Source organism: Xanthomonas sp. LMC-A-07 (genome assembly GCF_030208825.1).
In the GTDB taxonomy this organism is placed as follows: Bacteria; Pseudomonadota; Gammaproteobacteria; order Xanthomonadales; family Xanthomonadaceae; genus Xanthomonas; species Xanthomonas campestris.
Genome location: NZ_JARVTF010000005.1, coordinates 512,408 through 526,694, shown reverse-complemented (window position 1 = coordinate 526,694; position 14,287 = coordinate 512,408). Strand labels below are relative to the sequence as shown.

At 68.1% G+C, this 14,287-nt stretch carries 7 protein-coding genes, 1 other RNA gene and 1 pseudogene; all 9 read left to right on the top strand.

Annotated elements, in window-relative coordinates; genetic code table 11:
* The first annotated feature begins 130 nt into the window (after positions 1–130).
* The 9 genes and pseudogenes from QRM89_RS05285 to QRM89_RS05245 all read left to right on the top strand — a co-directional run bounded on the left by QRM89_RS05285 (position 131) and on the right by QRM89_RS05245 (position 14,136).
* Positions 131–1,381 carry a dipeptidase gene (locus QRM89_RS05285; RefSeq protein ID WP_285447450.1) on the top strand — a complete coding sequence of 417 codons (1,251 nt, stop codon included), beginning with the start codon at positions 131–133 and terminating at the stop codon, positions 1,379–1,381.
* A 411-nt stretch (positions 1,382–1,792) separates the two neighbouring features.
* Positions 1,793–3,103, top strand: coding sequence for an MFS transporter (locus QRM89_RS05280; RefSeq protein WP_285447449.1), 1,311 nt, complete (start codon positions 1,793–1,795; stop codon positions 3,101–3,103).
* Between the two features lie 25 nt (positions 3,104–3,128).
* A complete protein-coding gene (locus QRM89_RS05275) occupies positions 3,129–4,304 on the top strand; it encodes a glycerate kinase (RefSeq protein WP_285447448.1) in 1,176 nt (391 codons plus the stop codon).
* A gap of 60 nt (positions 4,305–4,364) precedes the next feature.
* Positions 4,365–4,438: non-coding RNA, sX9 sRNA (locus QRM89_RS05270), on the top strand.
* Positions 4,439–4,496: 58 nt separating this feature from the next.
* Positions 4,497–5,675, top strand: a complete 1,179-nt coding sequence (locus QRM89_RS05265; RefSeq protein WP_285447447.1) for a sugar diacid recognition domain-containing protein — start codon at positions 4,497–4,499, stop codon at positions 5,673–5,675.
* Between the two features lie 183 nt (positions 5,676–5,858).
* Positions 5,859–7,655 (top strand): diguanylate cyclase, encoded by a 1,797-nt coding sequence (locus QRM89_RS05260; protein ID WP_235438539.1) that lies wholly within the window; start codon positions 5,859–5,861, stop codon positions 7,653–7,655.
* A 105-nt stretch (positions 7,656–7,760) separates the two neighbouring features.
* Complete coding sequence (locus tag QRM89_RS05255; protein WP_011039284.1) at positions 7,761–8,150, top strand: DUF2628 domain-containing protein; 390 nt, start codon at positions 7,761–7,763, stop codon at positions 8,148–8,150.
* 540 nt (positions 8,151–8,690) lie between these two features.
* Positions 8,691–11,564, top strand: a pseudogene (locus tag QRM89_RS05250) (TonB-dependent receptor).
* A gap of 97 nt (positions 11,565–11,661) precedes the next feature.
* The gene (locus QRM89_RS05245) at positions 11,662–14,136 is read left to right on the top strand and encodes a GH92 family glycosyl hydrolase (RefSeq protein WP_285447446.1); all 2,475 of its coding nucleotides are present in this window, start codon (positions 11,662–11,664) and stop codon (positions 14,134–14,136) included.
* Positions 14,137–14,287 lie beyond the last annotated feature (151 nt).

Here is a 14,287-nt window from a genome sequence, read left to right as displayed (position 1 = left end):
TGCTGTGGCACCGGTGGACATTGCGCCGCTGCGCCCGCCCGATGACGGCCAGCCGATGACGCAATGCGGGTGCCCGCCGCGCCGACACCTGCGGCTATGATCCGGTGACCCCCCCTCCAAGCGAGACCGCATGAAACTGCACACGCTGTATTTGTCGTTGTTGCTGGCCGCCACCTCCTCGGCGCAGGCGATGGAGTTTTCCGCCGCCGAGCTGGCCCGCGCCAGCGCACTGCAAAAGCGCCTGGTCACGCTGGATTCGCACCTGGACACGCCGGCCAATCTGGAGCGCGGCGATTTCGATGTGATGCAGGGCCATGCCGGCAATCGGCTGTCGCAGGTGGACTACCCGCGCATGCTCGAAGGCGCGCTCGATGGCGGCTTCTGGGCGGTCTATACCGGGCAAGGCAATCGCAGTGCGGCCGCGCATCTGGATGACCGCGACGCTGGCCTGCAGCGGCTGATGAAGATCCACAACCTGCTGGCCGCCCAGCCGCAACGCTTCGCGCTGGCCACCACGCCCACCGATGCCGCGCGCATCAAGGCCGCCGGCAAGCGCGTGGTCTACATCAGCATGGAAAACGCCAGCCCGCTGGTGGCCGACCCGTCGCTGCTGCGCTTTTATTACGCGCAGGGCCTGCGGCTGATGAGCACGGTGCATTTTCTCAACAACGAGTTCGCCGATTCGGCCACCGACCCGAAAGGGGCCGAGTGGAAAGGCCTGAGCCCGGCCGGCAAGCAACTGGTGCAGCAGGCGCAGGCACTGGGCATCGTGATCGATCAATCGCATGCCTCCGATGCGGTGTTCGACCAGTTGATCGCGTTGTCGCCGGTGCCGATCGTGCTCTCGCACAGCGGCGCGCGGGCGGTCTACAACCACCCGCGCAACATCGACGACGCACGCCTGAAGGTGCTGGCCGCGCATGGCGGGGTGATCCAGGTGAATTCGTATGGCGGCTATCTCATCGACAGCGGCGCCAGCCCCGAGCGCAAGGCCGCCGAGAAGGCGCTGGCCGACCAATACGGCGGCTGGGAGCATTTGAAGATGTCTGACGGCACCGCCCTGAGTGAAGCGCTCAAGGCACTGGATGCGCGCTACCCGGTCAAGCGCGCGACCGAAGAGGATTTCTTCGCGCATCTGGAGCACGTGCTCAAGATCGCCGGGCCCGCGCATGTGGGAATCGGCATGGACTGGGATGGCGGCGGTGGCGTGGTCGGGCTGGAAGATGTCTCCAAGCTCCCGCGTATCACCGCCTGGCTGCTGCGCAAGGGCTACACCGAACAGCAGATCGCCGGCATCTGGGGCGGCAACCTGCTGCGGGTGATGGGGCAGGCGCAGGCCTATGCGGCTGGGAATCGGGAATCGGGAGTGGGGAATCGTTGAAGCGGTTGGTCGTGCGCGGTGGGGGCAGGGCGCTGTGCAGGGAGAGCGGTGGGGCTGGATGGCTTGTGGGTGGATGGGGTGATGGCTGCGGCGTGATTCGGCTCGGGGTGCCTGCGTCCGTGCTCTGAGGTAGCGGGCAGCGCTCGCCGCGTCTGATGGTGGGGGTTGTCTGGCAGCGGTCGGGCCCGCGGCGGCAGTGGCTGGCTCGGCTAGGTAGGCTGCCCGGGCTGATAAGGCCGAAGCGCTCCGTTTGGGTGTTTGCACGAAAACCGGCGTTTGCAAGCGCCACTACAGGCAACGCTCTGCCGAAGATTTCAGGAAAAAGCGCCAATTAGAATGCGTTCACCCCTTCCGCGGTGCGGGCGCTGCGGCGTCCGGTTCGCCTGGACGACCCCTGAGTTGGAGCGTGCGATGACCCCAGCCTCCCGGCCCCTGCCGCACCCTGACGGCATGGCCGCCACCTACCGCAAGATCCTGCTGCGGCTGATCCCGTTCCTGTTCGTCTGCTACCTGTTCAACTATCTGGACCGGGTCAATGTCGGCTTCGCCAAGCTGCAGATGTTGGGCGATCTGGGCATGAGCGAGACCGTGTACGGGCTGGGTGCGGGCATCTTCTTCATCGGCTACCTGGCGTGCGGGGTGCCCAGCAACCTGATCCTGCAGCGGCTGGGCGCGCGCCGCTGGGTGGCGATCATGATGATCAGCTGGGGCCTGCTCTCCACCGGCCTAATGTTCGTGCGCACCCCGGCCGGGTTCTACACCCTGCGCCTGCTCACCGGCGCGGCCGAGGCCGGCTTTTTCCCGGGCATCGTGCTGTACCTGACGCGCTGGTTCCCTCGCGCGCAGCATGGCCGGGTCATGACCATCTTCATGTCGGCCATTCCCATTTCCGGGGTGCTGGGCGGGCCGTTGTCGGGCTGGATCCTGAGCCATTTTTCGGCCGGGCAGGGCGGGCTGGCCGGCTGGCAGTGGATGTTCCTGCTGCAGGGCGTGCCCACCGTGCTGCTGGGCGTTGGCGTGTGGTTCCTGCTCAGCGATGGCGTGCAGCAGGCCCGCTGGCTGACCCCGAGCGAGAAGCAGGCGCTGACCCGCGCGCTGGACGCCGATGAAGCGGGCAAGCCGGCCGGGGCGTCCACCTCGCTGGCGGCCGTGCTGCGCAACCCGGCGGTGTGGATGCTGGGCACGGTGTACTTCTGCATCCAGAGCGGGGTGTATGCGATCAACTTCTGGCTGCCGTCGATCATCCAGGGCAGCGGCGTCACCGACCCGACCCGGATCGGCCTGATGAGCGCCATCCCCTACCTGGCCGCGGCGGTGTTCATGGTGCTGATGGGGCGTTCGGCCGACCGCCGCCGCGAGCGCCGCTGGCATCTGGTGATCCCGCTGCTGATGGGCGCCGCCGGCCTGTGCCTGGCCGCCGCGCTCACCGACCACCTGTGGCTGGCCTTGCTGGGCATGAGCCTGGCCACGATGGGCGCGGTCAGCGGGCTGCCGCTGTTCTGGCCGCTGACCAACGGCTTTTTGACTGCCGCCGCGGCCGCCGGTGGGCTGGCGCTGATCAATTCCACCGGGCAGGTTGCCGGCTTCGTCAGCCCTTATCTGGTGGGCTGGATCAAGGACACCACCCACAGCACCGAGCTGGCCCTGTACGTGCTGGCCGCGGCCATGGTGCTGGGCGCCGCGCTGGTGCTGCGGGTGCCGGCGCGCGCGGTGAACCAGTGATGCGTCCGTCCAAGCGAGTGCCCTCATGAAGATCGTCATCGCCCCCGATTCCTACAAGGAAAGCCTGTCCGCGCTGCAGGTGGCCACCCAGATCGAGGCCGGCTTCCGCGAGGTGTTCCCTAACTGGCACTACACCAAGGTGCCGGTCGCCGATGGCGGCGAAGGCACGGTCGACGCGCTGGTGGCCGCCACCGGCGGGCGGGTGATCGCCTGCACGGTCAGCGGCCCGCTCGGCAGCCCGGTGCCGGCGTTCTTCGGCCTGACCGGCGACGGCCGCACCGCCGTGATCGAAATGGCCGCCGCCAGCGGCCTGGCGCTGCTGCCACCGGCCGAACGCGCGCCGCTGCGTACCAGCACCGCGGGGGTGGGCGAATTGATCCTGGCCGCGCTGGATGCTGGCGCGCGGCGCTTCATCATCGGCATCGGCGGCAGCGCCACCAACGACGGCGGCGCCGGCCTGGCGCAGGCCTTGGGCGTGCGGTTGCTGGATGCGCAAGGCGCGCCGATCGGCCCAGGCGGCGGCGCGCTGGCCGCGTTGGCGCGCATCGAGACCGACGGCCTGGACGTGCGCCTGCAGGACTGCCACTTCGAAGTGGCCTGCGATGTGGACAACCCGCTGATCGGCCCGACCGGCGCCTCGGCGGTGTTCGGCCCGCAGAAAGGCGCCACGCCCAGCATGGTGCGCCAGCTCGATACCAACCTGCAGCACTACGCCAACCTCCTGCAGCGCGACCTGGGCGTGCAGCTGCACGAACTGCCCGGCGGCGGTGCGGCCGGCGGCCTGGGCGCGGCGTTGGTGGCCTATCTGGGCGCGCAGCTGCGGCCCGGCGTGGAGATCGTGGCGCAGGCGCTGGGGCTGGACGCGCTGGTCGCCGACGCCGATCTGGTCATCACCGGCGAAGGCCGTCTCGACAGCCAGAGCCTGCACGGCAAGACCCCGGTGGGGGTGGCGCGGGTGGCGCAGCGGCACGGCAAACCGGTGATCGCCATTGCCGGCTGCCTGGGCAACGGCGCCGGCCTGCTGCATGCGCACGGCATCGCAGCGATGTTCGCGGTGGTGCACCGCGCCTGCACCGTGGAGCAGGCCCTGGCCGAGGCGGCCAGCAACGTGCGCATCGCCGCGCGGAACGTGGCCGCTGCGTTGCAGGTGGGCATGGCGCTGGCGCAACCGGCCTTTCCGGTCCCGGCGCGCTCGCCTTAGAGCAGCGATCAAAACGACTGCGCAGCCGCCAGGCGGGCGCGGCCGGTACACGAAATCCGCATGTCCCCCGTGCCTGCCGGTTCCTCCGCGCCGTCCGCACTCACCTGACGGCTGCTCGCTACGTTTTGTTGGCCGCACTTAGTGGTGCGCCGCGCACTGCGGCCGGCGCCGGGTTTCCCCTAGCATAGGGCGATGCTTACGCTCGACCGCACCCTGGCGCAGTCCATCGTCGACCGTTCGATGACCATCATCGACGGCAACGTCAACGTGATGGACCACACCGGCGTGATCGTTGCCAGCGGCGACCCCGCGCGCATCGGCCAGCTGCATGAAGGCGCGCTGCTGGTGCTGTCGCGGCAGGGGCGGGTGGAGATCGACGCGGCGCTGGCGCAGCAGCTCGACGCAGTACGTCCCGGCGTCAACCTGCCGCTGATCGTCGATGGCCGCGTGCTCGGCTGCGTGGGCCTGACCGGCGACCCTGCGCGCATCGGGCAACAGGCCGAACTGGTGCGCATGGCCGCCGAGGCCATGCTCGAACAGGCCGGGCTGCTGCGCCTGCTGGCCCGCGATGCGCGCCTGCGCGAGGAAGTCACACTGGGGCTGATCCGCACCGACGGGCCGACCCCGGCGCTGGCCGGCTGGGCCGAGCGGCTAGGCATCGCGCTCGATCTGCCGCGCGTGGCCGCGGTGATCGAAGTGGAAAGCGACACCCTGGATCTGGACGCCATGCTGGTGGAGCTGCAGCGCCTGCATACGCTGCTGTCCACGCCCGAGCGCGGCAACCTGATCGCCGCCACCGCGCTCAACGAGCTGGTGGTGCTGAAACCGGCGCTGGACCGGCGCGGGCAATGGAATGTGGACGAACAACGCCGGCGTGCACACACCTTGCTCGAGCGCATGCGTGCCAGCAGCCCGCTGCGCATCCGCCTGGCACTGGGCCAGTATTTTCCGCAGCCCAACGGGCTGGCGCTGTCGCACCAGATCGCGCGCACCACCATGCGCATCGGCAAGGCGCGCACGCCGGGCGCCGATGCCTTCTTCTTCGACGACTACCGCCTGCCAGTGCTGGTGGACGACCTGCGCCAGGCCTGGCAAGCCGAGGAACTGCGTAAGCCGCTGCAGGCGCTGCTGACGCAGGACCGCCGTGGCCAGTTGCTGCAGACCTTGTCGTGCTGGTTCGCCAACGGCATGCGCATGGCGCCCACCGCCAAGGCGCTGGGCATTCACCGCAATACGCTGGACTACCGCATGCGGCGCATCCAGGACCTGTGCGCGGTGGACCTCGGTACCACCGACGATTGCATGCACCTGTATCTGGCACTGCAGATGCGCCAGGACAGCGCCGCGGCCGAGCCCGACAGCGCCCAGTAGGCCTGCGCAGGACAGTCACTGTGTGTGCCACGACGCGGGCGACGCCGTGCAGATTCCACGCGCACGCGGCACTGCTGCATCAGTTGCCGCGCACTGCTGCCGGATGCAGCCGCACCTGCCGTTGCGCCCCTCTGCCAGCGACACATCTGCGTGACAGCGCACGGATTTGCTGCGCGGGCTGTTATGCCTGCTCCGCTAGACTGCGCGGATGACATCGGGCGAGCGACCACGTTGAAACAGCGTCACGTAGCAGCGCCGCTTGCGGCCAACGAGACCGACCGCCTGGCGCGGCTGGCGTTGCTGCAGGTGGTCGATAGCGAAGCCGAACCGTTCTTCGACGCCCTGGCCGCCGCCGCGCAGGCAATCGCCGGCACGCCGATTGCACTGGTGTCGCTGGTGGACGAGCACCGCCAATGGTGGAAGGCCAACGTCGGCCTGCCGGGCGTGTCGCAGACCCCGCGCGAACTGGCGTTCTGCGCGCACGCCATCCTCGATGACGCGGTGATGGAAGTGCCCAATGCGTCGGACGACCCGCGTTTCAGCGGCAACGAACTGGTCACCGACGCACCCGGCATCCGCTACTACGCCGGTGCCCCGATCGTGCTCTCCGATGGCCTGCGCATGGGCACGGTGTGCGTGATCGACCAGCGCCCGCGGCAGCTGCAACCGGCCCAGCTGGAGGCCCTGCGGCATCTGGCACGGGTGGCGGCCGAAGGCCTGGAGCAGCGCCGCCTGATGCTGGAGCGTGCCGAGACCAACGCCCAGCTGCAGCAGCGCCTGCGCGAGAGCGAAGCGTTCCTGGAGCGCACCGGGCGGGTGGCCGGCGTGGGCGGCTGGGAAGTGGATGTGGCCAGCGGCACCTTGAGCTGGTCTGACCAGACCTGCCGCCTGCACGATCTGCCACCGGGCTACCGGCCCAGTCTGGGCGAGGCGATCGCGTTCTATCCGCTGGATGCGCGCGCGGTGATCACCGAGGCGGTGGAAGCCTGTGCGCGCGACGGCACGCCCTGGGACCTGGAGCTGCCGCTGATCAGCAGCACCGGACGCCACTTATGGGTGCAGAGCACCGGTGCGATGGACATGACCGACGGGCGCATGCGCCTGATCGGTGCCGTCCAGGACGTCACCGACCGCCACCGCGCGGTGGACGCCCTGGCCACCAGCGAGCGCAAGTTCCGCAAGATGTTCCAGTACAGCCTGGGGCTGATCTGCACCCACGACATGGACGGCCGCCTGATCAGCGTGAACCCGGCCGCCGCGCGCTCGCTCGGGCGTAGCGTCGAGGACATGGAAGGCCGCGCGCTGGTGGAATTGGTGCGCCCAGAACGGCACGCCGCCTTGCACGGATATCTGTCACGGATGGTGCTCGATGGCCAGGATTCGGGCGTGATCGAGCTGGTCGCCGGCGATGGCAGCCTGCGCCACTGGCAGTACCACAACGTGCTCGACGTGGAAGCCGATGGCACCGTGGTGCTGGCGCACGCGCAGGACGTGACCAACCAGTACAAGCAGGAAAAGCAGCTGCTGGAATGGTCCTTCACCGACCCGTTGACCAACTGCTTCAACCGCCGCTATCTGGACGAGCTGGACAAGCGCGACCCCAGCGTGCGGTGGGGCTGCATCGTGGTGGACCTGGATAAGTTCAAGCTGGTCAACGACACCCACGGCCACCAGCGCGGCGACGAAGTGCTGGTGCAGATGGCCTGGTTCCTCAACCAGCCGCTGCGCACCCAGGACCGCCTGGTGCGACTGGGCGGCGACGAGTTTTTGGTGCTGCTGCATCAGCCCACACCTGCGCAGCTGAGCGCGCTGGCGCGCGACTATCTGGACGCGGCGGACGATGCGCCGATCCGCTTCACCCTGGGCAGCGCGCTGCGCCAGGACGGCGAGGCGCTGGCGGCGGTGGTCGACCGTGCCGACAAGTCGTTGTATGCGCTGCGGCGCTCCCGCCGTGGCAGCAGCCCTACCGACCAGCGCTGACCCCGTAGCGCCCAAGTTCCTAGTGATGTCCCGAGTGGCGAAAAAGCGTGCTCATGAATACGCGATCGCCTATCATGTAAACGTTTTCAATCATATTGGTACGGAATGGACACCTTCGATCGCACCCAGCTCAGCCCCAAGTGGCAGTTCCGCTTCGATTTCTTCGACCGTCATGGCGGCCCGAAGGATCCTGCCTACAAGGAAACGCTGAAGACGCTGCCGTTCGGCGAGAAGCTCAAGGTCGGCATGAACTTCTACGCGCTGTTCTTCGGCTTCATCTACTTCTTCATCCTGGGCCTGTGGCGCAAGGCGCTGGGCCTGATCGGCATCGGCCTGGTGGTGGGCATCATTGCCTCGTTCCTGCCCGGCTCGCTGGGCAACGCCTTGAGCATCCCGCTGGCCCTGCTGGCCGGCATGAGTGCCAACTACGCCTACTACCTGGACAAGGTGAAGGGCAGCACCAGCTTCAACCCGTTCGAAGGCATGCGCTGGTAAGTCAAGGCATGGCCGCGCCGGCCCCTCCCGCCGCTGCGCAGCGTTGCCAAGCCCGGTCTCGACCGGGCTTTTTTATGCCTGTGGCTTGCTGAGCCTGCGCAGCGAGTCGGTGAGCGGTTGCTTGCTCATACGCGGAATAAGCGGGATTCAAAACGCTAATGCCGGACGATCAAGCCAGTTGACTGCTTTTAAAGAGACTACAAGCGGGCGAAACCGTTAGCGGCGCTTGCGTACCCTCAGCAGTCCGCACTGCGCCCACGGCAACTGCCTGAATTCGCAACAGATCCGGGTTCACCCTTCCGCTTGAGTCCGTACGGTCTGCTGCGCCGCAGTATGGCGCCGCGGTTTAGCCTTGCTTAATCTTTGCCACACCGTGACACACGTCGCGCCAGATTTGGATCGATCCAAAGCACACTGTCCCCCGCAAGTGTTTGAAAAGACGAAGTCTTTCCGTCGCACCACCACCCCCGACGAGACGCTTGAATGACCGATTCCCGTTGTCACCGCCCGCGTATGCTCTCCCAGGCCCTGTTGCTCGCCATGCTGTCGCCGTTGCCTGCGCTGGCGCAGCAGGCCGATCCGCAACAACTCGATGCCGTCACCGTGACCGGCTCGCGCATCAAGCGTGTTCAGGCCGAAGGGCCGGCGCCGGTGCAGATCATCGGCTCGGAGGAGATCCGCGCCCAGGGCTTCACCACCGTCTACGACATGCTCGGCACGTTGAACCAGGCGATCGGCACGGTGGAGGCGGATGTCAGCTGGGGCTCGCACACGCCCAACGCCAGCCCGCTCAACCTGCGCAACCTCGGCCCCAACCGCAGCCTGCTGCTGGTCAACGGCCGCCGCGTGGCCGATTACCCGCTGCCGTACAACGGGCAGAGCAACGTCTCCAACTACAGCAACATTCCCGCCGCGGCGGTGGACCGGGTGGAAGTGCTCACCGGTGGTGCCTCGGCCATCTACGGCTCGGACGCGATCGCCGGCGTGGTCAACGTGATCCTCAAGCAGAACTACAGCGGCGACCAGTTCCGCATGCGCGGCGGCACCTCCACCGAGGGCGGGCGCGATACCGCGGATGTGTCCTGGGCCGGCGGGCGCACCGGCGACAACTGGAGCGTGACCTACGCGCTGCAGTACACCAGCCGCGACCCGCTGTTCGGCCGCGACCGCCCGCAGATGGACGACGCCAGCGACGCGCCCTACAGCGCCTGGACCACCGAGCAGCGCCGGGTCGGGTTTCGCCCCAGCAGCGGCATTGCCTTGATCGACAACGCCACCGGCACCCGGTAGGCGCCGCCACCGGGTGCGTGCGAACAGTTTGGCGGCGCCTATTACCGCGCTGATCGGCTGCTCTACAACCGCAATACCGACACCACCACCAACACCGGCCAGCTGTGCGGGCTGAGCGCCGACTACGCCGACTGGCTGCTGCGCAGCGGCAGCAAGGACCTGTCCGGGTATCTGTACGGCACCTGGGAATTCGGCAACGGCGTGCAAGCCTGGACCAACCTGGCGGTGTTCGATTCCGAAGCGCAGTGGGGCACCTCGCCGCCGTATGTGCAGCTGCCGGCGGGGCTGGATTACCCGGCCTTCTACGACGTCACCAGCGGCCAGCAGTTGATTGGCGTGCGCCAGTTCACCGCCAACGAAGTCGGCAGCCAGGCCGGCCTGCGCAACCGCAACCGCGAGCGTTCCTGGGACATCAGCGCCGGCCTGCGCGGCACCCTGGGCGACGGCCGCTTCGACTGGGATGCCTCGCTGGGCCGCTCCTACTACCGCGTGCAGGAACGCATCTCTACCGTGGACTGGCAACGCGCCAATGACTATTTCCTCGGCCCGCAGCTGGGCACCGTGGACGGCCTGCCGGCCTACGCCCTGGACCGCGCGCGCTGGTGGACCCCGCTGACCCCGGGCCAATACGCGCAGATCGGTGCGCATTCGGTGAACCGCGCCGCGTCCTGGGTCAATCAGGGCGCGTTGAGCCTGAGCGGCACCTTGTTCGACGGCTGGGCTGGGCCGATCGAATTTGCCGCCGTGGTCGAAGCCGCGCAGCAGGGCTACCGGCTCAACCCCGACCCGCGCGCCAACCTCGATTACGAAGTGCAGAACGTGGACCGCGGCGGTGGCGAGCGCACCCGTTACTCGGGCGGTCTGGAGTTCAGCGTGCCGCTGACCACCACGCTCACCGCCACGTTGGCTGGCCGCTACGACCGCTATGGCGACTACGAGGCGTTCAACGATGACGCCAACCTGCTGGACATCGGCACGCAGAAGGAATCCACCTGGAGCGCCGGCCTGCAATGGCGGCCAATCGACAGCCTGCTGCTGCGCGGCAGCTACGCCACCAGCTTCCGTGCCCCGGACATGCATTACCTGCTCGGCCAGCCCAGCTCGGCGCAGGTGCGCACGCTGGACCAGTACCGCTGCATCGCCAGCGGCGCCTACCAGACCAACAACTGCACCGGCGACAACACCGCGGTGACCTATCCGTTTGCGATCAACCGCCGCGGCACGCCGGACCTGGAGTCGGAACTGGGCGACTCGTGGACGGTGGGCTTTGTCTGGGATGCGTTCGAGAACTTCTCCTTCACCGCCGACTACTGGCGCATCCACCTGGACGAAGAAATCCGCGATATCGACGAGACCACCATCCTGCGCGACGAGGCCGGCTGCCGCACCGGGCTGACCATCACGCCCGGGCAGGCCTGGTCCAACCCGGGCGGCGCCGATTACTGCGCCTCGATCCTGGCGCGCGTGCAGCGCGATGCAGGCGGCGCGATCACCGCGATCGAGCGCGGCCCGATCAACTTGGCCCAGCGCGATGTCAGCGGCATCGACCTGTCGGCGCGCTACCAGCTCAAGACCGGTTTCGGCGATTTCCAGATGGGGCTCGACTACACCAACCTGCGCTCGATGCGCGAGCAGACCTACCGCACCGACCCCAACCCCGAGCGCCGCGACCGCGACATCCGCAGCAAGCTGCGCGGCAGCGTGAGCTGGCTGTATGGCAACTGGAACGCCACCGTCTACGGCGACCGCGTCGGTGCGGTGCCCAGCGTGCGCTCGCACTGGGGCCTGGACCGGCTGGACAACCCCGGCGGCTGCGTGCCGTTTGCCGATGGCGGGGTGCCAGACGACCGCGCCAACTGCACCGACACCGATCCCAACAGCCCCACTTTCGGCCAGAGCACGCGCAAGTACTTCGGCCGCGTGGGCCCGGCGATCACCTGGAACGTCAATGTCGGCTACCGCATCACCCCGGCGATGAAGCTCAACCTGTACGTCAACAACGTCTTCAACAGCACCGGCTACAACCACAAGGACCCGTACAAGCTGGACTACGAGTTCTACAACAGCCGCCTGTTCAGCCCGGTTGGCCGCGAGATCGCGGCAGAATACGTGTTCGATTTCTAGAACGCGGTTGCGCGCGTGCCTGCCGGCGCTCTGGTGCGGCAGGCACGCTTCCTACCTGCGACGTCCGCGTCGCCCTCTCCCCCGAGGTGATTCCCGCATGTTGTCTGTCGTGCCCAGCGCCACCCCTGCCGTATCCGCTGCCTGCCCCTGGTGGCGCCGCGCCGCCGCCGGCCTGTGCCTGCTCGGCCTCTCGCTGACCGGGCCGCTGGCCGCGCAGGACCCGGCGCAGGTCAACACCTTCATCGGCAGCAAGGACGACGGCAATACCTTTCCCGGCGCGTCGGCGCCGTTCGGCCTGATCCAGGTCAGCCCGATCGGTGCGCATTACGCCGGCTGGCGCTACGACGACCCCAGCATCCGCGGCTTCGGGCATTCGTTCCTGTCCGGGGCAGGCTGCTGGGAGCAGGGCGGGCAGGTCTCCATCCTGCCGGTAACCGGCAGCATCGGCCCCGGTGGTGATTTCGATACCGGCGACGCCAAGGCCTTCGACCAGAAGCGCTATGCCGCGCGCTACACCCACGACGGCGAAGTGGGCCAGGCCGGCTACTACAAGGTGCGCCTGACCGATTACGGCGGCATCGACGCCGAGGCCACCGCGCTCACCCGCGCCGCCGCCGAGCGCTACACCTTCGCACCCGGCGCCGACACCGGCCATGTGCTGATCAACGTGGCCCAGGCCAACGACCGCCACGTGGTGATCGGCAGCCAGGTGCAACTGGTGGGTGACCGCGTGGTGGAAGGCAAGCTGACCACGCAGAGCTTCTGCGGCGGCCAGGAATACACCACCTGGTTCCGGCTGGAATTCGACCGCCCGTTCACCGCGTTCGGGGTGTGGGGCGAAGACGGCGGCGTGCCCGGCGCGCGCCACAGCATGGGCGGCGAACTCAAACCCAACGGCGCCTGGCTGAGCTTTCCGCTGGGCAAGGGCAAGAACGCGCGCGCGGTGACCGTGGTCAGCGCCATCTCGCACGTGGACGCCGAGGGCGCGCGCACCAATCTGCGCGCCGACGGCATGCAGGGCGGGGCGCTGCTGGGGCTGGAGCAGATGCGCCAGCGCGCGCAGCAGACCTGGCGCACCGAACTGGCCAGCGTGCAGGTGGAGGGCGCCGGCCGCGACGACCGCACCGTGCTGTACACCGCGCTGTACCACGCCCTGTTGCAGCCGCTCACCGGCAGCGATGCCGACGGCCGCTACCGCGGCTACGACGATGCGATCCACCGCGCCGATGGCTGGACCTACTACGAGTATTTCTCGCTGTGGGACACCTACCGCTCGCAGAACCAGTTGCTGGCCCTGCTGCGCCCGCAGCGCGCGCGCGACATCGGCCGCTCGCTGCTGGCCATCCACCAGCAGGGCGGCTGGCTGCCGCGCTGGGGCTACGCCAACTACGACACCAACATCATGACCGGCGACCCGGTGACGCCCTTCCTGGTCGACATGTGGCGCTTCGGCGCGCTGCAGGGCAACGAAGCCGAGGCCTACGCCGCGCTGCGCCAGAACGCCTTCGGTCAGCCGCCCACCAATTCGCGCCACGCCGGCCGCTCCGGCAACGCGAGTTACCTGGCCAACGGCTACGTGCAATACGACCGCGCCTTTCCCTCCAAGGGCATGGATGTGGACCCGCACCACGGCGGTTCGGCCACGCTGGAATACGCGCTGGCCGATTGCGCCCTGGCGCAGATGGCCGGTGCGCTGGGCCATGCACAGGACAGCGCGCAGTTGCGCCAACGCGGCGGCAACTGGCACCGCGTCTGGGATGCGGACGTGCGCGATGCCGACACCGGCTTCAGCGGTTTTCCGCGCCCGCGGCTGGAAGACGGCAGCTGGTACGCACCCTCCGACGATCACTACAGCCCGCGCTCGCAGCACGGCTTCCACGAAGGCACCGCCTGGCAATACCAGTGGCTGTTGCAGCAGGACATCCCCGGCATGCTGCAGGCCATGCACGGCAGCGAACAGGCAGGCAAACGCCTGGACACCTTCTTCGCCTACGACGACCTGTTGAAGGACCTCGGCAACGGCGCACGCACGCATTGGGTGGTGGGCCCGTACAGCTACTACAACCAGTACCGCTACAACCCCAACAACGAACCGGACCTGCACGCCCCGTGGATGTACACGCTGATCGGCCAGCCGTGGAAGACCGCCACCGTGGTGCGCGCCGCGCAGCAGTTGTTCACTAATGCGCCCAACGGCGTCACCGGCAACGATGACCTGGGCACGATGTCGGCGTGGTACCTGTTCAGTGCCTTCGGCCTGTATCCGGCGGTGCCGGGCAGCGGCGAATTCCTGTTGCATGCGCCGCGCTTCAAGCGGGTCACGCTGGACCTGGGTAACGGCAAGCGCCTGCGCATCGACGCGCCCGGCGCCGATGGCCGCACGCTGCAGTACGTCGATGGCGTCCGCGTCAACGGCAAGCCGCAGCCGCAGGTATTCCTGGACTGGGCCCAGCTGCAGCAAGGCGGCACGCTGTCGTTTGCGCTGACCAAGCAGCCGCCCACTCAGGGCTGGGGCACGCAAGCGGACGCATTGCCCACCTCGTTCTGCGCCACGCCTGCTGCCGCGCAGTGACCGCAAGCATCAGGCTGACGGATGAAAGCCCCTCTCCCGCAGGGAGAGGGGTTGGGGTGAGGGTACGAGGCAAAGCCACTGACTCACGCGCGGCAGCAGACTTCCACCGCTAAACCTTCGCCATCGATGATGCAGGGTTGAAGGCGCGTGG